The organism is Nocardia puris (genome assembly GCF_036051655.1).
Lineage (GTDB): Bacteria > Actinomycetota > Actinomycetes > Mycobacteriales > Mycobacteriaceae > Nocardia > Nocardia puris.
Map to the genome: position 1 here is coordinate 807,251 of NZ_CP107943.1, position 21,086 is coordinate 828,336.

A 21,086-nucleotide genomic window follows, 5' to 3' on the forward strand; every position below is an offset into this window, starting at 1 on the left:
TCAGGCTCCCTGTCCCGCACGCGCGCGCAGCATGCCCGCCGGAGCGACGTCCTCGAGGGGCAGGCCACGGCGGGCCGCGACCTCTTCGGGACGCTGCAGCTGCTTGAGCGCGGCCACCGTCGCGTGGACGACGTTGATCGCGTTGTCGCTACCGAGCGACTTGGCCAGAATGTCGTGGATACCGGCGCATTCGAGCACGGCACGGGCCGCGCCGCCGGCGATCACACCGGTACCCGGGGACGCCGGGCGCAGCATGACCACACCGGCCGCCGCCTCGCCCTGCACCGGGTGGGTGATGGTCGAGCCGATCATCGGGACGCGGAAGAAGCCCTTGCGCGCCTCCTCGACACCCTTCTGGATGGCCGCGGGAACTTCCTTGGCCTTGCCGTAGCCGACGCCGACCAGACCGTTGCCGTCACCGACGATCACGAGGGCGGTGAAGCTGAAGCGACGACCACCCTTCACGACCTTGGAGACGCGGTTGATCGCGACCACGCGCTCGAGCTGGTTCTTCTCGGCCGCGTTGTCCCGGCGGTCGCCGCCGCGACGGTCGCCGCCGCCCCTGCGGTTCTCGCGACCCTCGGGGGCGCTGCCATTCTGTCCGGCGGGTCCGCTTCCGCCGTCACGCCGCTGACGTCCCGGCATCAGACGTTCCTTCCGTTCGAAATCTTGGTCATCAGAACTTCAACCCGCCTTCACGAGCGGCATCGGCCAGCGCCGCGATGCGGCCGTGGTAGCTGTGGCCACCACGGTCGAACACGGCGGCCTCGATGCCCGCCGCCTTGGCACGGGCGGCGAGCAGCTCGCCGACCTTCTTGCCCTTGGCGGTCTTGTCGCCCTCGACGGCACGCACATCGGCCTCGATCGAGGACGCGGCGGCCAGGGTGCGGCCCGCCGAGTCGTCGACCAGCTGCGCGTGCAGGTGGCGCGAGGAGCGGTTGACCACCAGGCGGGGACGCTCGGTGGTGCCTTCGACCTTCTTGCGCAGGCGGAAGTGACGACGCGCCTTCGACAGACGACGCTGGGTCGAGGAGTCCTTGCCCTGCGGGATGCGCTTGGCCTTCTGGTTTTCGGTTTGCGCCATGATCACTTACCCGTCTTTCCGACCTTGCGGCGAACGACCTCGCCTGCGTAGCGGATGCCCTTGCCCTTGTACGGGTCGGGCTTGCGCAGGCCGTGGATGACCGCCGAAATCTGGCCGACCTTCTGCTTGTCGATACCGGACACGGAGAACTTGGTGGGCGATTCCACCGCGAAGGTGATGCCCTCGGGCGCCTCGACCGGCACCGGGTGGCTGTAGCCGAGGGCGAACTCGAGGTTCGAGCCCTTGGCCTGCACGCGGTAGCCGACGCCGAAGATCTCCATCTTCTTCTCGTAGCCCTTGGTGACGCCCTCGATCATGTTCGACACGAGGGTGCGGGTCAGGCCGTGCAGCGACCGGTTGCGCCGCTCGTCGTTGGGACGGGCGACCTCGAGCTGGCCGTCCTCGCCACGGGTGACGGTGATCGGCTCGGCCACGGTGTGGGACAGGGTGCCCTTGGGACCCTTCACCGACACGTGCTGGCCGTCGATCGTCACCTCGACGCCGGACGGCACCGCGATGGGCTTCTTTCCAATGCGCGACATTGTTTCCTGACCTCCCTTACCAGACGTAAGCGAGGACTTCGCCGCCCACGCCGTTCTGTGCCGCCTGCCTGTCGGTCAGCAGTCCCTGCGACGTGGAGATGATCGCCACGCCGAGGCCGCCCAGGACCTTGGGCAGGTTGGTGGATTTCGCGTACACACGCAGACCGGGCTTGGAGACGCGCCGCACACCGGCGAGGCTGCGCTCGCGGCTGGGGCCGTACTTCAGGTCGACGACGAGGGTCTTGCCCACCTGGGCATCCTCGGTCCGGTAGTCGGCGATGTAGCCCTCGCGCTTGAGGATCTCGGCGATGTTCGCCTTGAGCTTCGAATGCGGAGCCTTCACCTGATCGTGGTACGCCGAGTTGGCGTTGCGCAGACGGGTCAGGAAGTCTGCGATCGGATCGGTCATGGTCATGGTTCGACCTCGACACCTTTCTCGCCGCGGTTCCCATACAGCACCGGCGCGCCCGGGAGCGCCCCGCATGGTGGGCCTACAGCAATTCGGCTGGTCCGGCAGGCACTTGCCGACCGGATGAGTTCGCGTCACCCGGGCGTCCCGCACAGAATGCGGGCACAGATGTGCCCCGGCAACCGCTCTAGTGTAGGCAACGCCCTGATCAGGACCAAATCGGGGGTGGGCCGGCCGCCGTGATCTCGGTCCCGCGGAGCCGGTGCGCGACTACGATCGAGCCATGGCGCATCCGCCGATCGAACGTCCCGATCTCCCGGAGTACATGACCTGGGAGCAACTCGAACAACTGCCCGACGAGATCGCCGGGCAGATCGAGCTATGGGAGGGGAAAGTGGTATGGCTACGCCGTGGTCCGGCCGAGCACCAGGAGTTCACGAACCTGATGTGGAGCGGGCTGCGCCGGTGCGCACGCGAGGACATGGCCGGCGAAGGTGACCGCTGCTGGCGTGTGCACACGGAGACGAACGTATTCCTGGGCCAGACCGGCAAATCCGACTTCGTCACCCCGGACTTCCTGGTTCACCGTTGCCTGCCGGAGCCTTATCAGGATGTCCGGGCCGACGATGTCTTGCTGGTCGGCGAGGTCTTGTCCCCCTCGAACACACCGACGGACATGGAGGCCAAGAAGGCCCGCTACGCCCGAGCGGGCATTCCTTGGTACTGGGAAGTCACCCTGGAACGCAGGAGGAGCGCCATCGCGACGGTCCACGCCTTCGTGCTGGAGACCACCCACGGCAGGCTTCCGGACGGTGTCCGACCGCTGTACCCGGCGAACTATCTGCTGGCGGGAAAGTGGTCCCCCAAGGACTCCGACGCCATCGACTACCCGTACCCCTTCTCCATCCACGTCCCCTGGTCCGAGCTCGAATTCTGAGCGATCGCACGGCCACGCAACGGCAGCCGGCCCACTCGGCATCGCGCGACGGGCGAAGGTTCCGGTTTCGGGGAGCCGTGGCCGGTCAACCTCTGTGGCTGCGGCCGTTCGCACCGGGGCGACGGGCGGTCGCGGTGGCAGGTCCGCCCCGGACCGGATCGCGCCGTCGGGCGCGGGAGGAGTACAGGTGCGAATCGTCAAAGCGGGCGTCGTTGCGGTAGCGCTGGCGGCCATGGCCGTAACCGGAGTCGGCCCGGCCGTCGCCGACGAAGGCATTCCCGGCACCCCCGAGGAGACCATCACCATCGACATCAACCTGCTCGGCTGCTCCATCGGGGCCGGGCTCGGCGGCGAGGTGCTGGCCGCGCTGACCGCGGGCACCGGGTCCACCACCGCCGTCGGGGCGGGGCTGGCGACCCGGCTGCGGGCCGCGGGCTGCCTGCCGTTCTAGACGAGCGTCGGCGGGGCGCGGTTCCATGACCGCGCCCCGCGAGCGGTCCGTCCCTGCGCTTTCCCATCGCGCCTCGTGCTGCTCCGACCGATTGTCGCTAGTAGGGTGGCCGGGACAATGATTCACAGGGGAGGGTAATCACGGCGTTCGCCAATTCCTGGGCAATGATGAAGGCGTCGGCCGGTGTGCTGCGCAGCCGTGGCGAGCTCGCGCTGTTTCCCGTGCTGTCGGGGGCCGCGAGTGTGGTCGTGGCGGTGTCGTTCTTCGTGCCCATCGCGCTGATCGGGACCGAGAGCCCGACGGCCGCGACCTACGTGCTGCTGCTCGCCATGTACGCCGTGATGGCGTATGTCACGGTGTTCTGCAACGCGGCGCTGATCTCGCAGGCCGATGTCGCGCTGCGGGGTGGTGATCCCAGCGTGGCCGGCGGGTTGCGGGCCGCGGGATCGCGGTGGTTGCGGATCCTGCCGTGGGCGCTGCTGTCGGCCACCGTGTCGTGGGTGCTGAAGGCGCTGAAGGAGCGCGCGGGCTTCGTGATGCAGCTGGTGCTGGGATCCGCGGGCGTCGCCTGGCAGGTGGTGACCTTCCTGGTGCTGCCGAAGATCGTGCTCGAGGATCGCGGCGTGGTCGACGCGGTCAAGGATTCCGCCGCCGCCATGCGCACCACCTGGGGCGAGAACGTCGTCGGCAACGCCGGACTCGGGCTGCTCGGTGTGCTGCTGGCCCTGCCCGGCATCGGCCTGATCTGGCTGGCGTTCCAGCTCTCCGGGGCGGGCCTGCTCCTCCTGCTCGCCCTCGCCGTCCTGTGGCTGCTCACCGCCGCGGTCCTCACCACCGCCCTCACCGGCATCTACCAAACCGCGCTCTACCACTTCACCCGCGACGGCCAGGTCCCCGCCCCCTTCGCCGCCGCCAACCTCCCCGCCGCCTTCACCGCACGCTGAGCGGGAGCTACTCTGCGCCCGACTACCGCCGCCGAGGCACCGGACGACTCAGCTCCGACGTTCTCGTATCCCCGTCCGGACTGGCGAGCCGCCGCTCCAACGCGGTGAACGCCTCGATCACCTCGGGCACCTCGAACGCCCTGTTGCGCCGCCCAACCGTCAACTGCCGCAGAACCCCCGCCCCGGCCAAACGCTCGATCGCGGCGTTGGTGGTGGGAAAACTGCGTCCGATCAGCGTCGCGGCGGTGGCCACGGTCAGAATCGGGGCGCCGACGAGTTTGCCGAGCAGCAGGTCGACCGCCGAGCTCGCCCGGACCGGCGCGAGCCTGGCGCGCCAGGACTGCTGGAGTTCGGCGGATCTGCGCTCGAACGTGATCGCGTCCTCGGCCGCGCGAGCGCAGGCCGCGGCGAAGCGCGCCACCCAGACGTCCACGCCCTCGGCGGCCAGTGGCGAGTCGGGCGGACCGAGGTGCCGGTATCGGGTCAGTCCGTCGATATAACTGTCGCTCCAGGTCGCGAGGATCAGCGAGACCGGGGCGACCACCCGTGCCACGGTGCCTCGACGACGAAGAACCATGTGTATCAACGCTCGCCCCGTCCGCCCATTGCCGTCCACGAACGGGTGAATGGTTTCGAACTGGGCGTGCGCTATCGCCGCCTGCGCCACGGCGGGCAGGTCGTCACGGTCACAGAACTCGACCAGGTCGTTCATCAACGCGGGGACGTGGGACGCCGGCGGCGGCACGAACGCGGCCGCGAAGGGATTGAACGAGCTTCCGCCGATCCAGTTCTGCTCCTCTCGGTAGCGTCCGCCGTGCCGCGCGAGCCGGGTGCCGGCGAGCAACCTGCCGTGCACGTCCAGCAGCGCCTGCTCGGTGATCGGCTCGCCGGGTCGTACCGCACCGGTCGCCACTGCCATCGCGTCGATATTGCCCAGGACCTCGGTGGCGGTCACATCCGAGGTCTCCCCCTCCAGATGCCGCGCCACCTCGGCGCGCAACAACCGCCGCGCGCCGATCTCGAGCCCCTCGATCCGCGAGGAGGCGATGGCCTCGGCGCGCAGCAGCAACCACGCCAGCGCCTCGGTCTCGACCAGCGCGTTCGCCTCGGCGTCGAGCCGGGCGATGGCCACCTCGGCATCGGCGACGTCGGCCGCGGTGGCGCCCGTCAGCGTGAATCGCCGATCGGCCAGCGAGTCCGGCAGATAGGCCAAGTATGAGCCCGAGCTGCGATCGCGCCTCGACAGTTCGCCGCCGTCCACACTGCCCACCCAATGCTCACGCAGAAGTTCGGCCATCAGGATCCTCCTTATTAAAGGTTAACGGCTGAACCCTTAATAAAGGCAGCGGCAATCAAGGTTCGGCGCGGAGCTCGCGGAACAGGCGAAGGCACGGACTCGCCGGAGTCCGTGCCTTCGTCAGGTGTTCGGTTGGGCGCTCGCTAGGAGCGCGAGCTCACCAGGAGCTCTTGTGCACGCCCGGGAGTTCGCCGCGGTGGGCCATCTCGCGCAGGCAGACTCGGCACAGGCCGAACTTGCGGTAGACGGCGTGCGGGCGGCCGCACCGCTGGCAGCGGGTGTAGGCGCGGACCGCGAACTTCGGCTTCCGGTTGGCCTTGTTGACCAGAGCTTTCTTCGCCATGGCTCAGTTCTCCTTGAACGGGAAGCCGAGGTGCTTGAGCAGGGCACGGCCTTCTTCGTTATTGGTCGCGGTGGTCACCACGGTGATGTCCATACCGCGCGGACGGTCGATCTTGTCCACGTCGATCTCGTGGAACATCGACTGCTCGCTCAGACCGAAGGTGTAGTTGCCGTTGCCGTCGAACTGCTTCGGCGACAGGCCGCGGAAGTCGCGGATACGGGGCAGCGCGATGGAGACCAGGCGATCCAGGAACTCCCACATTCGGTCGCCGCGCAGGGTGACCTTCGCGCCGATCGGCATGCCCTCGCGCAGCTTGAACTGCGCGATCGACTTGGTGGCCTTGCGGATCTGCGGCTTCTGACCGGTGATCAGGGCCAGATCCTCGACGGCGCCGTTGATCAGTTTGGCGTCGCGGGCGGCGTCACCGACACCCATGTTCACGACGACCTTCACCACGCCCGGGATCTGCATCACGTTGGCGTAGTCGAATTCCTGCTGCAGCGCGTCCTTGATCTCCTCGCGGTAGCGAAGCTTGAGGCGCGGCTGGATCTTCTCGGTGGTGGTCATGTCAGATGTCCTTCCCGTTGCGACGGGAGATGCGGACCCGCTTGCCGTTCTCGTCGGTCCGGTAGCCGATGCGGGTCGGCTTGCCGTCGGAGTCGACGACCATCACGTTGGACACGTGGATGGGGGCTTCCTGGGTCACGATGCCGCCGGAGGAGGCGCCGCGCTGGTTGGCCGAGTTCGCGACGTGCTTCTTGATGCGGTTCACGCCCTCGACGAGGACCCGGTTCTGCGCCGGGTAGGCCTGGATGACCTTTCCCTTCGCGCCCTTGTCCTTGCCCGAGATGACGAGCACGGTGTCGCCCTTGTGCACCTTCATGTCAGAGCACCTCCGGGGCCAGCGAAACGATCTTCATGAACTTCTTGTCGCGCAGCTCGCGGCCGACCGGGCCGAAGATGCGGGTGCCGCGCGGGTCGTTGTCGGGCTTGATGAGCACGGCGGCGTTCTCATCGAACTTGATGTACGAACCGTCCGGACGGCGGCGCTCCTTGGTGGTGCGCACGACGACGGCCTTCACCACGTCACCCCGCTTGACGTTGCCGCCGGGGATGGCGTCCTTGACGGTGGCGACGATGATGTCGCCGATACCGGCATAGCGACGCGACGAACCACCGAGAACGCGGATGCAGAGGATTTCCTTCGCACCCGTGTTGTCGGCGACGCGCAGTCGCGACTCCTGCTGAATCACTTCAGCCTCCTTGACCTGGACGTGTCAGTCCGCCGGATTGCCGACCCGACGGACATGGTCGTGTCGCCACTCGAAACGCGCGCCTGCCGGCGGTATCGAACGGCCGGCGCACAGACGTGTACCGGACCAACCATCGGGGGTTCGCGGCCGAGCTGCGGGCAGAGCTCCCGCAGGCAACCGGTCTAGTGTATGGGAACGCCCTGGTCGGCCCAAATCGGGGTCCACCGGCGGGCGGCGGGCGCCTCGGCGCGGCGGCGTGAATCCGTGCCCGCCCGGACCGGCGCCGGTAGCCTCGGCGAGCATACGCCGCCTTCACAGACACGTGCGGAACGCGAAACCGCAGCGGGGAGAGGAATCACGTTGACATCACCCGGTCGCCGACCGGTCCGGTTGGACCGCCGCGCCTTCTTGATCGCCCTCGGCGTCGCCGCGCCCACCGCGGCCTTCCTCGCCTCCTGTTCCGACGACGGTGACGCGAGCGACGTGCAACTCACCGGGGTCGACCTGAGCGGCGCCGACTCGGCGATCCGCCCGCAGGACGATCTGTACCGCCACGTCAACGGCGCCTGGCTGCGCGATTTCCAACTACCGCCGGACAAGGCGGAGGTGGGCGCGGTGAGCGACGCCTACGACCGCACGCTGGAGCAGCTGCGCGCCATCATCGAGGGCATCAGCGATCCGGAGCCGGGTTCGCCGGAGCAGCAGATCCGCGATCTCTACGACGCCCGGCTGGACCTCGAGGAGATCGAGCGGCTGGGGATGAGCCCGCTCGAGCCCCTGTTCGCGCGGATCGACGCGGTGCGCGACAAGTCGGAGCTGGCCGAGGTGATGGCCTGGTTGCCGATCGGCGGCCTGATCGGCCTCGGCATCGGCGTGGACCGCAAGAATTCCTCGGCGTACGTCCCGAGCGTCGGGCAGTCCGGCCTCACGCTGGGCGAGCAGTACTACCGCAAGCCCGAGTTCGCCACCCAGCTCGACGGGTACCGCACCTACGTGGGCAAACTCGCCGAGGGCGCGGGATTCGAGGATCCCGAGGGCCTGGCGCGACGGGTGGTCGATCTGGAGACCCGCATCGCCGCCTCGCACTGGGACAGCGTGCGCCTGCGCGACACCGACGCCACCTACAACCGGATGAGCTGGGACGAGATGACCGCCCTGGCACCGCAATTCGACTGGGAACGCTGGCTGACCGGCATGACCGACCGGCCGCGCGAGCTGTTCGCCGAGATCGTGGTGGGCCAGCCCGACTACATCACCGCCGCGGGCAAGCTGTGGGAGGAGGTGGACCTCGCGCAGTGGCGGGAGTACCTGCGGGTGCACACCACCAACGCCTACGCGCGGTTCCTGCCCGCGGCCATCGCCGACGCGCGCTTCGATTTCGTCGGCAGGGTGCTCGGCGGGCTCGAGGAGAAGCCGGAGATGTGGAAGTCCGCGGTCGGCGTCGTGGACGACAACCTGGGCGACCAGCTGGGCAAACTGTATGTGGCCGAGCACTTCCCGCCGGAGGCCAAGGAACGGGTGCTCGAGATGATCGACGACCTGTTCGCCGCGTACAAGGACAACTTCACCAACTCGACGTGGATGACCGAGCCCACCCGGCAGGCGGCGCTGGCGAAGCTGGACAAGATCACCGTCAAGGTCGGCTACCCCGACGAGTGGGTGGACTACTCGAAGCTCACCATCACCAAGGGCAAGCTGATCGAATCCCTGCTCGCCGTCAACGATTTCGAGGTGAAGCGGGCCTTCGCGCGGCTCGGCACGCCGGTGGACAAGACCGAGTGGGCGATGTCGCCGCAGACGGTGAACGCCTACTACTCCCCCACCCTCAACGAGATCGCCTTCCCCGCGGGCTACCTCCAGTCCCCGTTCTTCGACAAGGACGCCACGACCGCGGTGAACTACGGCGCGGTCGGCGCGACCATCGGCCACGAGATCGGGCACGGCTTCGATGACCAGGGCTCCAAGTACGACGGTGACGGCAACCGCCGCGACTGGTGGGCCGAGGCGGATCTGGCGGCGTTCCAGGAGAAGACCGACCGCCTCATCGCGCAGTACGACGGGCTGGTGCCCGAGGGCGTGGGCCCCGAGTACACGGTGAACGGCGCGCGGACGGTCGGTGAGAACCTGGCCGACCTGCGCGGATTGCAGATCGCGATCGCCGCGTACCGCAAGGCCGCGCAGCGTGACGGGATCGAACCGGATCTGCGCGAGATGTTCCTCTCACACGCCCGCACCTGGCGGGAGAAGCAGACCACCGAGGCCACCATCTCGCGGTTGCAGGGCAACCACTCCCCCAACGAGTTCCGGTGCAACCAGGTGGTCCGCCACATCGCCGAGTTCTATACGACGTTCGACGTCAAGGAGAACGACAAGCTGTTCCTCCCGCCGGACCAGCGCATCACCCTCTGACGGCGGCGCCCTCCAGGTCACACCGACCCGGAGGGCGTTCCGCATCCGGCCGCGCGAAGATCGCCGACCGCTGCCGTATCGGCCTAGGTTAGGCTTGGCTGACTTAACCGGTATGGCTCGAGGGAGCCGGGTCGAGGTCCGCCTCGATGAATGGAGGGTGCACACGATGGGGTCTCTTCGGGAGTCGCGCGGCTGGACGCGCGCGGCCGCGGCCGTGCTGGCCGGAGCGCTCGCCTTCGGCATCGCCGGATGCGGGTCCTCGGACGAGGATTCGGGCTCCGGCGGCGAGACGATCACCGTCAAGCACGCCAAGGGGGAGACCGCCGTTCCCACCGAGCCGCAGAAGGTCGTCGTGCTGGGCAGCCAGTGGCTCGACACCGCGCTGGCGCTCGGCCTGCAGCCCGCCGCCTACCTCGACCCGGCCGCCGTGCAGGCCAACGCCGCGCCCGCGTGGCAGACCACGAAGCCCACGGGCCAGCAGCTCAACGCCACCGGCAACGTGCCCGAGCAGGTCGCCGCGCTGGAGCCGGACCTGATCCTGACCGATTCGTTCATCGCCAACCAGGCCAACAATTACGACGAGCTGTCCAAGATCGCGCCGACGGTGTCGGGGCTGTCCGAGGAGATCATCACGCCTTGGCAGGACCTGGTCACCACGCTCGGTGACATCCTGAACAAGGACGACGAGGCCGCCGCGCTGATCCAGGGTGTGAACGACAAGATCGCCGGCCTCACCGCGGCCAACCCGGGCCTGCAGGGCAAGACCTTCGCCAGCACGTTCCTCTACAGCGCGTCGCAGCTCATGGTGCTCACCGATCCCAAGGATGGTTCCGCCAAGCTGATGGAGCAGCTGGGCCTGACCATCCCGCAGAACCTGCGGGACCAGCCCGCCGCCGGTGGCCGCCTCGCGCTGTCTCCGGAGCGCGTCGGTGAGCTGACCGCCGACCTGCTGCTCGCCGGCTACACGCCCGGTATGGACGAGAAGTTCCGCCAGCTGCCCGGCTTCGGCGAGCTGCTCGCGGTGCGCAAGGACGCGGTCGTGTTCATGACCACGCAGGAGATCACCGGCGTCAACCAGCCGACCGTGCTGTCGATCCCGTTCGTTCTGGACAAGATCTCACCCGCCCTGGCCAACGCCGCGAAGTAATCCGTTCGACAAGGAGTTCCACGGTTTGTCCGCCGTCCTGTACCCCGACCAGACGCGCTTCGCCCTGCGCGAAGGCGTCACCTGCGTCACCGATCCGTGCGGCGCGGTGCTGGCCGGCCCCGCGCGCGACCGGAAACTGACGGGCCTCGGCGAGGCGCAGGTGCGCGCGCTCGAGACCATGGCGCAGGGGCCCGCCACGCTCACCGCGATGGCCGGTGACGGGGTGGACGCGCTGGTGGACGACCTGGTCGCGGACGGCTGGCTGGCGGTGACGGTGCGCGACGGCGGCCGTGACCTCTACACCATCCAGCCGCTCGCGCGGCCGCCCGCCCGGCCGCGCACGGCGCTGTCGTGGTCGGCGACGCTGTCGAAGTTCGCGGTGCTGCACCGGGATTCGGCCGGGTTCGTGCTGGAGAATCCGCTGTCCTGGTGCGATCTGCGGGTGCACGATCCGCGTCTGCTCGCGCTGCTGGACGGTCCCGGCGCCGCCGATTCCGAGGTGCCGATCGCGATCAAGGCGCAGCTGGCCGACGATCTGCACTGGTGCGGGTTCCTGGTGGACGCGTACGCCGAGGAGAGCGACGCCGCCACGCGCGGCTGGAGCGCGTCCGACCTGTGGTTCCACCGCCGCAGCACCCGGGGCGGTCCGCCCGGAAACCACGCCGCCCCCGCCGAGCCCGCGCGCGAGCCGGATCATGCGGGCGCCCCGGTCCCGCTGGCGCGGCCGGATCTGGAGTCGCTGCCCGGCGCCGACCTGACCGACGTGATCGGGAACCACGTCGCCTGCGGCGAGTTCGACGACGACGCGCCGATCACCGTCGACGGACTGGGCGAACTGCTGTACCGCGCGGCGCGCGCCCCCAAGGGTGCCGCACCGGGCGAGCTGGTGCTGTACCCGATCGCCCGCAACGTGGCCGGCCTGAAAGCCGGTATGTACCACTACGATTCGGCGGAGCACGCGCTTCGCCCCGTCGCGGGCGCGGATTCCCCCGAGGTGCGGCGACTGCTGCGCGCCACCTCCGAGGAAACCGACAGCGCCCAACCGCAGCTGGTGCTGGTCATCGCCGCCCGCGCGAGCCGGTTCGCCGGTGAGCGGGCCGCCTACGCGCGCATCCTCCGGGAAGCGGGCGCGCTCACCCGGACGATCCACCTGGTGTCCAGGGCCATGGGCCTCGGCGCGGACACGCACGACGTGACCGACGCCGCCGCGTTCGCCGCCGCGTCCGGTGTGGACGAACTCGCGCAATGCCCGGTGGGCACCGTCATCGTGGGGACGCCGGCGCGGCGCTGATCGCTTCCCGCGCCGTAGCCGCTTCCCAGCGCCGGGCGATGTCCATCAGGGCGACCGGTGTGGGCGCGATGTCGGTGATGTGCCCTGTCGTGGCATCCGGTTCGGCGCCACCGCTTTTCGCGACGACCGCACTCGCGATCCAGCGCGCGTACCCGGCGGCGTCGGCCGCGTCGGGGGGCGCGCCCGGCGCGTATCGCCGCAACCGCACCAGCGCGTCGAGGATCTCCACCTGCATCCGGTAGCGCCGCGCGGCCGAATCCCGCCCCGTGTCGTCCGGCCGGTGCAGCACCACCTCCGGCACCGCGGCGGTGACATCGCGCCACATCGGGCGCAGCAGGCGGCGGTCGCGCCCCGCCCGGTCCAGGCCGAACCGTTCCAGCGCCCGGTGGCCCAGCGGCACCGCCGCGAGCAGGGCGAATCCGGCCTGCACCAGAAACGGGCTCGCGTTGCCGAAGCGGCCGCCGTCGATGGGCAGCGAGGTGCCGGTGACCACGACCCGCACCATCGAGACCGCCGAGAGCGTGCCCGCCAGCGTGGTCACGGCGAACAAGCCGACGAAGGCCAGCTGTTCGGAGAAGGCGCCACCGCGGCGCAACTCACGCAGCGCCGACCACGCGATCAACACCGTGGCCACCACGATGATCCCGGACGAGGCCAGCCAGGTGATCCGATACCAGTCCGCCACCCGGTCCAGCGACAGCGCGCGCCCCGCTCCCGACAAGACGATCAGCAACGCCGCACCGAGGGCGGCCGCCGCGACATCGCGGCGGCGCCGGCGGCGCTCCCCGGTGGCACCGCTCTCCAAACCGGCGAAGTTCGCCGCGACACCGTAGATGCTCGCCGTCGCCATGAATCCGGTGACCAGCAATATCTGCGGCCCCACGCCGGTCGCGCCCAGACTGTCCGCCGACCAGTACCCGACCGCCCCGGCCACACTCCAGGAGAGCGCGGCGTTGATCAGCCGGTCGACCGTCGTACGGCGCAGCAGCGTCCACCGCGCCGCCACCACCGTGGTGGTGAGGACGAGGGCGGGCACGGCGACCGCCGCGGGTATAGCGTTCATCGGCGATGACGGTAGCGCGAGTCGCGGCGGGCCGCGCGGCGCGCAATCAGCGCACCGCCCGGTCGCGGGCCGGCGCGGCGGCCGGCTCGGCCCGCGCGAGCTCGATGCGCAGGACACGATCGGACAGCTCGCCCAGGCAGCTCAGGTTCGGGAAGCCCGGCCCCTGGGCCAGCGCGGCGAGATTCGGCAGGTACAGCTTGGCGTCGAGGTTGCGCACGGCCAGGTCGAGGTCGATCGCGGCCGCCACCCAGCGCAGGTACGCGGCCCACACGTGGTGGCGCGGGCTGGGGCGGCCGCGGTCGATCCATTCGGCGTAGGTGCCCTGGTCGACCGGGAAGGAGGTCCAGCTGTAGGCGGTCATCGCCTCATCGATGCGGCGGTTGTACTCGCCCGCCCAGATGGTGCGGTAGGGGAATCCGACGTCCTTCTCGGGGCTGGTGCCGAGCCCGGTGCTGACCGTCGGTCCAGCTGCCGGGCAGCCAGTTGGCGCCGACGGTCTGCGCCTCGACCACCACCACGCGGGGCGTGGGCAGGCCCAACTCGCGCAGGACGTGGGCTTTTGGCCGCCACGGCCAGCGATTTCGGACCGGCGCCGATCACGACGAGTGTTTCCACCTGCGCTCCACATCTCGAACCACTCGCATCTCGTGTTCCGCGCTCACCTACGGGACCCCGGGCAACCCGGGGGCGCGCTACGCCGCCGGGGTGTCGGTGAGGTAGCCGCCGCGCCGGAAGAACTCCGCGCCCGAGTGCTCGGCGCCGTCGGCGGTGCGCACCTTGGTGATGAGCAGTCCGTGGTTGTGGCCGCGGAACGCGTCGGGGCCGCAGACCACCACGCCACCGTCCTCCTGGACGATGACGCGACCGGGCGTGCCGCCGTAGCGGGCCGAGGACACCTCGGCCGCGAGCACCTCGACGCGCTCGCCGCGGTAGTGGCTGAACGCGGGCGGGTACGGCGCGGAGAGCGCGCGCACCAGGCGCTCCAGATCCTCGGCGGGGGTGTGCCAGTTGATCAGACTGTCGCGCTCGGACCGCTTGTGGAAGTAGGTGCGCTCGGCCTTGTTCTGCGGTCGCCACTGGGCGGTGCCGGTCTCCAGCGCGTGCAGCGCCTCGTGCACCGCGGCGGGGATCAGGTCCATACCGGCCAGCACCAGTTCGGTACCGGTGGCCTTCGGCCCGATGGGCAGCGAGCGCTGCACCAGGATGTCGCCGGTGTCGAGCTGTTCGTCCATGCGGTGCACGGTGAGGCCGAACTCCGACTCCCCGCTGATCAGCGCCCACAGCACCGGCGAGAAGCCGGTGAACTTGGGCAGCAGCGAATCGTGCAGGTTCAGTGTGCCGTGCGGAGGCATCAGGTACAGCTCCGGCGGCATCCAGGTGTACCAGCTGTTCACCACGATGACGTCGGGCTCGGCCCGCTTGACCAGGTCGATGGTCTCCTGATCGGCGCGCTCGGTGAGGTGCACCGGGATGCCGTGCTCGACGGCCAGCTCCTCGACCGAATCCGACCAGATCCCCTTGTAGGAGTCATCGCTGGACGGGTGGGTGACGGCCAGGACGACCTCGTGGTCCGAGTCGATCAGGGCCTGCAGTGTTCTACGGCCCCAGGTCTGGAAACCGAACGACACGATACGCATGGAGCAAACCTCATCTTCGAAAATCAGCAACTAGCTGGCTAAAAGCCGAGTTAGGCTAACCTACCTCGGGAGCGAACGCCAGCGATGCCGACCGGGCGACGGGCTCGGCGGCCACCGGCGCGCCGAGCACGCGATCCGAGAGTTCGCCCAGGCAACTGAGATTCGGGAATCCCGGCCCCTGCGCGAGCCCGGCCAGATTCGGCAGGTACAGCTTGGCCCCCAAGCCCTCGACGGCCAGATCGTGCCCGATCGCGAGCTCCACCCGTTCGGTGGTGACCTGCCCGCCGACGGCGAGCTCCAGCAAGTCGGCGGCGTCGGAGTCGAACAGGTCGGTGAACCACAGCGGCTGCCCGCCGGTCGCGTCGACGACGAGGTCGAAGGCGTGCGCGCGGTCGCCGTGCGTCTCGGTGCGCAGGGTGAGCGCGACGGCGTCGCCCTGCGCGGCGGCGCGCACCACCCGGCCGCGCAGGTGGTGCACGCGATCGTCGCCGAGCAGACGCTCCTGCACACGCACCGAGATGACCCCGCGATCGGTGCGGCGCACCACCTCGCGGCGCTCGGCCGTGCTGAGCGCGCGCCACCGGGCCGGATCGCTGTAGAGGGCGTTCTCGAAGTAGCTCTCGCCGCGGGTGTAGATGGTCGGGGCGGGCGAGACCACCGCGATGCTGAGCACGTCGTGGCGGATCAGTTCGTCCAGCGCCGAGCCCGCGGTCTCACCGCCGCCGATGACGGCGGCGCGCGAGGAGGCGGGCAGTTTGCGCTTGCCCGCCAGCTCCCAGAAGTCGGCGATGCTGAGCACCTTCGGATGCTCCGAGAGCGCCCGGCGGCTGTCGCCGGGGCCGGTGATCATCAGCCGGTCGGCGTCGATCTGGGTCTCCACGCCGTCGGCGCCCGCGACCGACACCAGCCAGCCGTCGGCGGCCGGCGCGATCCGGCGCACGGTGGCGAACACGATCTCCACCTCGGATTTCGCCGCGACCCACCGCAGGTATTCGGCCCAGACGTGGTGGTGCGGGCTGGGGCGGCCGCGGTCGATCCATTCGGCGTAGGTGCCGCGGTCGACCAGGAACGACGCCCAGCTGTACTCGGTCATCCGCTCGTCGATCGCGCGGTTGTGCGCACCGGCCCAGATGGTGCGGTAGGGGAAGCCGACGTCCTTCTCGGGGCTGGTGCCGAGGCGGTGCCTGCCGTCGGTCCACCCACCGCCCGGCAGCCAGTTGCCGCCCACCGCGTGCGACTCCACGACGACGACCTGCGGCGCGGGCAGACCCAGGTCGCGCAGCACCCGCGCCTTCGCCGCCACGGCCATGGCCTTCGGGCCACCGCCGACCACGAGAAGTCTCTCCACTGGTACTCCTATCTGGACAACCAGCCATCGCACAGCAATCGGCACGGGTACCTGCCGCAGCGATGGCCATCGACGCCGTGACGGCGCCGGGAAACCGGGCGTACCACAACCCGGTTTGCATAGGCTTACCTTAACCGTACCGTGATGCTCGCGACCACGGGGTCGCCGGGATGAAACGGCGAAAGTCCAGGAAAGCGCGGATTTCGATTGAGCGAGAACATGATTCGCGCTCGCGCGGGTTGGCGAGGACCCGCGCTCGGGCTCGCTCGCGACGCCGTCGAGGTCCGTCGTCCGACGGTGGCGCGGCGACCTGGGCTCGGCTCCCGGTAGCGGGCGAACTCCGGGAAACCTTTCCGGACGCCGGGCGCCGCTCGGGGTCACCGCCGCCGAAAGGACGAGACCGACTCATCCGCGGGTCGGATTCGACTCGCGACCTGGCGGCGACGCGCACCGGAGCCCGCGCGCGGCAAGCTGGAGCCCGTTCCGTGGACGAGAGGGCTCAGATGTCGATCATCGATGGCGTGATCCCGGCGGCCGTCGTGGTGTGCGCACTGGTGGTGGTCGGCGGGGTGCGCGTCCGGCGTGTGTGGGTAGCGGTGGCGCTCGGAGTGATCGCGGGGCTCGCGGTGATCCAGCTGATCACCGAAGGGTTCTATTGGCAGTTCCTGCCGACGTACGTATTGCTGTGTGTCACAGCGCTGTTCGCGTTCTTCCCGCCCGGGCGTCGCGCGTGGTCGGTGGTGTCGCGGGTCGCGATCGCCCTGCTGATCGTTCCGGCGGCGGGCGCCTGGGCGGTGACGCCGGTGCCGGAATTGCCCGCGCCGAGCGGGCCGTACCTGGTCGGCACCGAGACGTTCCGCTGGGTCGATCCCGCCCGGGACGAGCCCGCGACTCCGGACCCCGATGACCGGCGCGCGGTGATCGCGCAGGCCTGGTACCCGGCCGCCGAGCCGACCGGCCGCCGCGCGCCCTACCTGGACGGACTCGGCGACCTGCCCGCGAGCGTGTCGGGCATCCCCGGATTCGTGTTCGGCGCCTACGCCGATGTCGACACCCTCGGCGAACTCCTCGCAACCCCGCACCCCGATCGGGAGCGCTGGCCGGTCGTGCTGTTCTCCCCCGGCTACGGTGCGCCGCGCGGCTTCTACACCGGGTTGGTCGCCGAGCTGGCGAGCCGCGGATTCGTGGTGCTCGCCGTGGATCACCCGTACGAATCGGCCGTCACCGAACTGCCCGGCGGTGATCTCGCCACACCCGTCGCCGTCCCGGCCGACCCGGACGAGGGCGAGCGGTACATGGCCGCGCAGCAGGACGTGCGCGCGTCCGACCTGCGGTTCGTCCTCGACCGGCTCGACGCGCTGGGCCCGCGGCTCACCGGCCGGGTCGACACCGAGCACGTCGCGGTGATCGGCCACTCGTTCGGCGGCGCCGCCGCGGCCGCCACCGCCGCGGCCGACCCCCGGGGTGCGCGCCGCCGCGAACATCGACGGCACGCCCTACGGCTCGCTGCCGGAACAGGCACTGCGCCAACCATTCCTGCTGGTGGAGAGCGATCGCGCCGAGACGGGCCACTCCCGCGCATACCTCGACCGCAACGAAGCGCTGCTGACCCGCGCGGCCGAGGGCTACCGCTACGAGATCACCGAGGCCAACCACTACAGCTTCACCGACACCCCCTTGTTCCTCACCGCCCCCGGACGATTCGCGCTGGCCCAGGTGATCGGCGGCTCGCGCGGGCCGGAACCGACGCAGCGCGCCACCGTCGACATCCTCGCGGCATTCCTGAGCGAACCTCTCGGCGGCGTGAGGGGCGACCCCACCGCGGCGGCGGGCTCGCATCCGGGAGTCCGGGGCGGGCCGGTGGGGTAGGCAGAGGGTCCGCCGAGCCGGACGGACCGGAACCCCACTGTCCCGAGCCGATCGGTGCGGTGGATCGGCTCAGCTCACCGGCTTGCCGCGACCCGCCGGACACGACCCGCCGGGGCGACACGCGGCGACACGCGAAAGACAGCGGGAATCGGACGGATCGGGCGGCGATCGGAATCGGCCGGAACGACACCGCGTTGGTGACGAATATGACTGCTACGGCATCCGATCGCACCGCCCCCACCGTGGACACCTCCACCGAGTTCGGCGCGAAAGCCGCCGAACGCCTGGCCCGCGAGCCCATCGTGTGGTTCACCACCGTCGGCAAGTCCGGGACGCCGCAACCGAATCCGGTGTGGTTCCTCTGGCACGACGAGTCCGTTCTGCTGTTCAGCCAGCCCGAGACCCCCAAACTGCGCAATATCGCGCGCAACCCGCGCGTCTCGCTCAACCTCAACAGCACCGAACACGGCGAGAACGTCATCGTCCTGAGCGGCACCGCCACCGTGGTGGAGGAGCCGATCACCCCGGAGATCACCACCGCGTACGTCACCAAGTACACCGAGGGCCTGAAGAGCATCAAGATGACGGCCGAGGAATTCTTCGCCGACTACTCCGTCCCCGTCCGCATCGTGCCCGACCGCCTGCGCGGCTTCTGACATTTCCCGGCCCGCGCCCGGACCTGCCGGTGGGCACTCGCATCGCCGGGCTCCGGGCAGCAGGCCGGCCGACCGCACCCCCACTCCCCCCGATTAGAGTCGTCGGCGATGAGAAGGAGGCAGCAGCCGCCGCTGCCCAAGCGGTTCGGACTGGACCCGGCCCGGCTGCGACTGCCGGAGACCGGTGAATGGGCGACCCTGCGTGATCACCTGGTGGAGCGCCTTCCCCGCGTGGATCCGGCCCGCATCGACCAATTGCTGCGCGAGGGCGCGATCGTCGACATGGACGGTCCCGTCGCCCCGGACGCCGCCTATGTGCCGGGCGGCGCGGTGTGGTTCCACCGCGATCTGCCCGACGAGACACCGGTCCCGTTCGAGATCACTGTCGTGCACCGCGACGACGACCTGCTCGTCGTGGACAAACCCCACTTCCTGGCCACCATCCCGCGCGGTCAGCACATCCGGCAGACGGCGTTGGTGCGGTTGCGCGAGGAACTCGGCCTCCCCGATCTGGTGCCCGCGCACCGGCTGGATCGGGTGACTGCCGGCCTGGTGCTGTTCATCGTGAACCCGGCCCGGCGCGGCGCCTACCAGACGATGTTCCACCGCCGCACGGTGCGCAAGGAGTACGAGGCGATCGCGCCCTACGATCCGGCGCTCACGCTGCCGCGCACCGTGCGCAGCCGGATCGTCAAGGAGAAACACGTGCTCGCCGCCATGGAGGTCGACGGCGAGCCGAACGCCGAGACCGAGGTGGACCTGCTCGAGCACCGCGACGGCCTGGGCCGCTACCGGCTGCGCCCGCACACCGGGCGCACCCACCAGCTGCGCCTGCACATGAACGGCCTGGGCATCCCCATCCTCGGCGACGACTTCTATCCCACGCTCACCGACAAGCCGGTGGACGATTTCACGCGCCCGCTCCAATTGCTGGCCGCCACACTGGAATTCACCGACCCTATCTCCGGCGAACCCCGCCGCTTCGACACCACCCGCACGCTGTCTGCCTGGCACGACTACGCCGGGTGGGCGGGCGGCTAGGACCCCATCCAGCCGAGCGGTCCCGCGCCGCAGGTGGCGCTGCCGGTGAGCGTCGGCTCGGCGACGTTGACCTTGATCTCGTAGGCCAGACCCTGGAGCGCGGCCAGCGTGTGGGTACCCGACTTACCGGGCTTCCACTGGATCGTCGCCGTGCCGTTCACGGGTTTGACCGGGCTGCCCGAGATCACCAGGGCGTTGTCGTAGAACCACACCTCGAACCAGTGGTTGACCTTCGCGGTGAGCTGGTACGTGCAGCCCGCCTGGAGGTCGCGCGAGGAGACGGTCAGGCTGTCGACGGTCGCCGACGCGTAGGGCGCGGTCAGCACGGCCGCGCAGCCGGCGGCGGCCAGCGTGGTGAGGCCTGCGGCGAGGCGGCGGCGGGTCCGGGTGGTGCTCATTCGGGACTCCTCTGGGGGACTCGGGGTGCGAACGAGCGGACTGTATCGAGCGTCCAGTTCACTACGGGCCGGTTTCGCGAAAAAACTGAAACACGTTTCATTCAAATTGGTCCGAGACCGTGTCGCACGGCACCGCTGTGAGGGGTGTCGCAGGCGCGAGCGTCCGCGCATGAGCCGTCCGTACACTGGGCCGGGTGCTTCTCACGGTTCCCGAGGAAACGGCGCCCGCGCGCCGCAAACTACATGCCTATATCGATGTAGCCGTCGTGATCGTGGTCCTGGCGGGCACCAACCTCATCGCCCACTTCACCACGGCGTGGGCCAGCATCGTCACCGTGCCGGTCGCGGCCGTCGTGTTGCTGATCCTGGTGCGCCGCCGCGGGCTGGGCTGGGCCGAACTCGGGCTCTCGCCCCGGCACTGGCGGCGCGGGTCGCGCTACGCCCTGGCCGCCGTCGGCGTGGTGCTCGCGGCTGTCGCGATAGGGGCGCTGCTGCCCGTCACCCGGCCGTTCTTCCTGGCCGACCGCTACGCCACCATCTCCGGCGCGCTCATCGCGTCGATGATCGTCATCCCGTTGCAGACCGTCATCCCGGAAGAACTCGCCTTCCGCGGCGTCCTGCACGGCACCCTGGACCGCGTCTACAGCGCGCGCGGGGTGTTCGCGGCGGGCTCGCTGCTGTTCGGCCTCTGGCACATCGCTTCCTCGTTCGGCCTCACCACCGGCAACCGCGGGCTCACCGGCTTCCTGCCCGGCGGGGCCGTCGGCCAGATCGCGGGCATCGCGCTGGCGGTCGCGGCTACCGCCGCGGCGGGCGTGGTCTTCACCTGGTTACGCCACCGCAGCGGCAGCCTGCTCGCCCCCATCGCATTGCATTGGTCGGTGAACGGATTGGGAGCGCTGGCGGCCGCCGTCGTGTGGCAGACGACCTTGGCCTGACCGCGCTCGGCGCGAACACACCTGCGCCT

Annotated in this window: 22 protein-coding genes and 1 pseudogene; 9 read left to right on the plus strand and 14 right to left on the minus strand. The window is 69.8% G+C overall.

The window, feature by feature from the left end:
• From rpsE to rpsH, 4 genes are read right to left on the minus strand one after another with little or no spacing between them, the layout of a single operon-like run.
• Positions 1-645, minus strand: a complete 645-nt coding sequence (gene rpsE, locus OHB21_RS03355; RefSeq protein ID WP_067507525.1) for a 30S ribosomal protein S5 — start codon at positions 643-645, stop codon at positions 1-3.
• Positions 646-676: 31 nt separating this feature from the next.
• A complete protein-coding gene (gene rplR / locus OHB21_RS03360) occupies positions 677-1,084 on the minus strand; it encodes a 50S ribosomal protein L18 (RefSeq protein WP_067507562.1) in 408 nt (135 codons plus the stop codon).
• A gap of 2 nt (positions 1,085-1,086) precedes the next feature.
• Entirely contained in the window at positions 1,087-1,626 is a 540-nt protein-coding gene (gene rplF / locus OHB21_RS03365; protein ID WP_067507529.1) for a 50S ribosomal protein L6, read from the minus strand.
• 16 nt (positions 1,627-1,642) lie between these two features.
• Positions 1,643-2,041, minus strand: coding sequence for a 30S ribosomal protein S8 (rpsH, locus tag OHB21_RS03370; RefSeq protein WP_067507531.1), 399 nt, complete (start codon positions 2,039-2,041; stop codon positions 1,643-1,645).
• Between the two features lie 277 nt (positions 2,042-2,318).
• Between rpsH and OHB21_RS03375 the strand changes: the two genes are divergently transcribed.
• From OHB21_RS03375 to OHB21_RS03385, 3 genes are all read left to right on the plus strand, one after another.
• The gene (locus OHB21_RS03375; protein WP_067507534.1) at positions 2,319-2,972 is read left to right on the plus strand and encodes a Uma2 family endonuclease; all 654 of its coding nucleotides are present in this window, start codon (positions 2,319-2,321) and stop codon (positions 2,970-2,972) included.
• Between the two features lie 187 nt (positions 2,973-3,159).
• The gene (locus OHB21_RS03380) at positions 3,160-3,423 is read left to right on the plus strand and encodes a hypothetical protein (protein WP_067507537.1); all 264 of its coding nucleotides are present in this window, start codon (positions 3,160-3,162) and stop codon (positions 3,421-3,423) included.
• Positions 3,424-3,587: 164 nt separating this feature from the next.
• Positions 3,588-4,367, plus strand: a complete 780-nt coding sequence (locus tag OHB21_RS03385) for a DUF6159 family protein (protein ID WP_195125377.1) — start codon at positions 3,588-3,590, stop codon at positions 4,365-4,367.
• A 22-nt stretch (positions 4,368-4,389) separates the two neighbouring features.
• On the opposite strand, the gene OHB21_RS03390 is transcribed toward OHB21_RS03385, so the two are convergent.
• The 5 genes from OHB21_RS03390 to rplN form a co-directional block, all read right to left on the minus strand.
• A complete protein-coding gene (locus OHB21_RS03390; RefSeq protein WP_195125376.1) occupies positions 4,390-5,664 on the minus strand; it encodes a Fic family protein in 1,275 nt (424 codons plus the stop codon).
• Positions 5,665-5,821: 157 nt separating this feature from the next.
• Positions 5,822-6,007 carry a type Z 30S ribosomal protein S14 gene (locus OHB21_RS03395; protein ID WP_014349101.1) on the minus strand — a complete coding sequence of 62 codons (186 nt, stop codon included), beginning with the start codon at positions 6,005-6,007 and terminating at the stop codon, positions 5,822-5,824.
• 3 nt (positions 6,008-6,010) lie between these two features.
• Positions 6,011-6,574 (minus strand): 50S ribosomal protein L5, encoded by a 564-nt coding sequence (gene rplE, locus OHB21_RS03400; RefSeq protein WP_067507545.1) that lies wholly within the window; start codon positions 6,572-6,574, stop codon positions 6,011-6,013.
• Between the two features lies 1 nt (position 6,575).
• On the minus strand, positions 6,576-6,890 hold the full coding sequence (gene rplX / locus OHB21_RS03405) for a 50S ribosomal protein L24 (protein WP_067507548.1): 315 nt from the start codon (positions 6,888-6,890) through the stop codon (positions 6,576-6,578).
• Between the two features lies 1 nt (position 6,891).
• The gene (gene rplN, locus OHB21_RS03410) at positions 6,892-7,260 is read right to left on the minus strand and encodes a 50S ribosomal protein L14 (RefSeq protein WP_067507551.1); all 369 of its coding nucleotides are present in this window, start codon (positions 7,258-7,260) and stop codon (positions 6,892-6,894) included.
• Between the two features lie 360 nt (positions 7,261-7,620).
• On the opposite strand from rplN, the gene OHB21_RS03415 reads away from it, so the two are divergent.
• The 3 genes from OHB21_RS03415 (at position 7,621) to OHB21_RS03425 (ending at position 12,107) form a co-directional block, all read left to right on the plus strand.
• Entirely contained in the window at positions 7,621-9,669 is a 2,049-nt protein-coding gene (locus tag OHB21_RS03415; RefSeq protein ID WP_228790265.1) for a M13 family metallopeptidase, read from the plus strand.
• Positions 9,670-9,835: 166 nt separating this feature from the next.
• The gene (locus tag OHB21_RS03420) at positions 9,836-10,816 is read left to right on the plus strand and encodes an ABC transporter substrate-binding protein (protein ID WP_195125375.1); all 981 of its coding nucleotides are present in this window, start codon (positions 9,836-9,838) and stop codon (positions 10,814-10,816) included.
• 25 nt (positions 10,817-10,841) lie between these two features.
• Positions 10,842-12,107 carry a nitroreductase family protein gene (locus OHB21_RS03425; RefSeq protein ID WP_195125374.1) on the plus strand — a complete coding sequence of 422 codons (1,266 nt, stop codon included), beginning with the start codon at positions 10,842-10,844 and terminating at the stop codon, positions 12,105-12,107.
• Here the strand turns inward: OHB21_RS03425 and OHB21_RS03430 are convergent.
• The 4 genes and pseudogenes from OHB21_RS03430 to OHB21_RS03445 all read right to left on the minus strand — a co-directional run bounded on the left by OHB21_RS03430 (position 12,079) and on the right by OHB21_RS03445 (position 16,155).
• Positions 12,079-13,170: a DUF6545 domain-containing protein gene (locus OHB21_RS03430; RefSeq protein WP_067507559.1), complete on the minus strand. Its 1,092-nt coding sequence runs from the start codon at positions 13,168-13,170 to the stop codon at positions 12,079-12,081. The genes OHB21_RS03425 and OHB21_RS03430 overlap by 29 nt on opposite strands.
• 220 nt (positions 13,171-13,390) lie before the next feature.
• Positions 13,391-13,785, minus strand: a pseudogene (locus OHB21_RS03435) (lysine 6-monooxygenase); the annotation flags it as partial.
• A gap of 77 nt (positions 13,786-13,862) precedes the next feature.
• Positions 13,863-14,807, minus strand: a complete 945-nt coding sequence (locus OHB21_RS03440) for a methionyl-tRNA formyltransferase (protein WP_067507571.1) — start codon at positions 14,805-14,807, stop codon at positions 13,863-13,865.
• Between the two features lie 55 nt (positions 14,808-14,862).
• Entirely contained in the window at positions 14,863-16,155 is a 1,293-nt protein-coding gene (locus OHB21_RS03445; RefSeq protein WP_157115818.1) for a SidA/IucD/PvdA family monooxygenase, read from the minus strand.
• 503 nt (positions 16,156-16,658) lie between these two features.
• Between OHB21_RS03445 and OHB21_RS03450 the strand changes: the two genes are divergently transcribed.
• Complete coding sequence (locus tag OHB21_RS03450) at positions 16,659-18,680, plus strand: TIGR03667 family PPOX class F420-dependent oxidoreductase (protein ID WP_228801570.1); 2,022 nt, start codon at positions 16,659-16,661, stop codon at positions 18,678-18,680.
• 108 nt (positions 18,681-18,788) lie between these two features.
• Complete coding sequence (locus tag OHB21_RS03455) at positions 18,789-19,721, plus strand: RluA family pseudouridine synthase (RefSeq protein ID WP_067507579.1); 933 nt, start codon at positions 18,789-18,791, stop codon at positions 19,719-19,721.
• Here OHB21_RS03455 and OHB21_RS03460 read toward each other — a convergent pair.
• Positions 19,718-20,119, minus strand: a complete 402-nt coding sequence (locus OHB21_RS03460) for a hypothetical protein (RefSeq protein ID WP_195125366.1) — start codon at positions 20,117-20,119, stop codon at positions 19,718-19,720. The genes OHB21_RS03455 and OHB21_RS03460 overlap by 4 nt on opposite strands.
• A gap of 194 nt (positions 20,120-20,313) precedes the next feature.
• Here OHB21_RS03460 and OHB21_RS03465 point away from each other — a divergent pair, with 194 nt between their 5' ends.
• Positions 20,314-21,057 (plus strand): CPBP family intramembrane glutamic endopeptidase, encoded by a 744-nt coding sequence (locus OHB21_RS03465; RefSeq protein ID WP_084537491.1) that lies wholly within the window; start codon positions 20,314-20,316, stop codon positions 21,055-21,057.
• Positions 21,058-21,086: the final 29 nt, after the last annotated feature.

Coding starts and splice junctions, on each gene's coding strand:
- rplR (WP_067507562.1), bottom strand. CDS start 1,084: ATGGCGCAAACCGAAAACCAGAAGGCCAAGCGCATCCCGCAGGGCAAG.
- OHB21_RS03455 (WP_067507579.1), top strand. CDS start 18,789: ATGAGAAGGAGGCAGCAGCCGCCGCTGCCCAAGCGGTTCGGACTGGAC.
- rplX (WP_067507548.1), bottom strand. CDS start 6,890: ATGAAGGTGCACAAGGGCGACACCGTGCTCGTCATCTCGGGCAAGGAC.
- rplE (WP_067507545.1), bottom strand. CDS start 6,574: ATGACCACCACCGAGAAGATCCAGCCGCGCCTCAAGCTTCGCTACCGC.
- OHB21_RS03375 (WP_067507534.1), top strand. CDS start 2,319: ATGGCGCATCCGCCGATCGAACGTCCCGATCTCCCGGAGTACATGACC.
- rpsE (WP_067507525.1), bottom strand. CDS start 645: ATGCCGGGACGTCAGCGGCGTGACGGCGGAAGCGGACCCGCCGGACAG.
- OHB21_RS03385 (WP_195125377.1), top strand. CDS start 3,588: ATGATGAAGGCGTCGGCCGGTGTGCTGCGCAGCCGTGGCGAGCTCGCG.
- OHB21_RS03395 (WP_014349101.1), bottom strand. CDS start 6,007: ATGGCGAAGAAAGCTCTGGTCAACAAGGCCAACCGGAAGCCGAAGTTC.
- rplF (WP_067507529.1), bottom strand. CDS start 1,626: ATGTCGCGCATTGGAAAGAAGCCCATCGCGGTGCCGTCCGGCGTCGAG.
- rpsH (WP_067507531.1), bottom strand. CDS start 2,041: ATGACCATGACCGATCCGATCGCAGACTTCCTGACCCGTCTGCGCAAC.
- OHB21_RS03440 (WP_067507571.1), bottom strand. CDS start 14,807: ATGCGTATCGTGTCGTTCGGTTTCCAGACCTGGGGCCGTAGAACACTG.
- OHB21_RS03450 (WP_228801570.1), top strand. CDS start 16,659: ATGTCGATCATCGATGGCGTGATCCCGGCGGCCGTCGTGGTGTGCGCA.
- OHB21_RS03390 (WP_195125376.1), bottom strand. CDS start 5,664: ATGGCCGAACTTCTGCGTGAGCATTGGGTGGGCAGTGTGGACGGCGGC.
- OHB21_RS03420 (WP_195125375.1), top strand. CDS start 9,836: ATGGGGTCTCTTCGGGAGTCGCGCGGCTGGACGCGCGCGGCCGCGGCC.
- OHB21_RS03430 (WP_067507559.1), bottom strand. CDS start 13,170: ATGAACGCTATACCCGCGGCGGTCGCCGTGCCCGCCCTCGTCCTCACC.
- OHB21_RS03460 (WP_195125366.1), bottom strand. CDS start 20,119: ATGAGCACCACCCGGACCCGCCGCCGCCTCGCCGCAGGCCTCACCACG.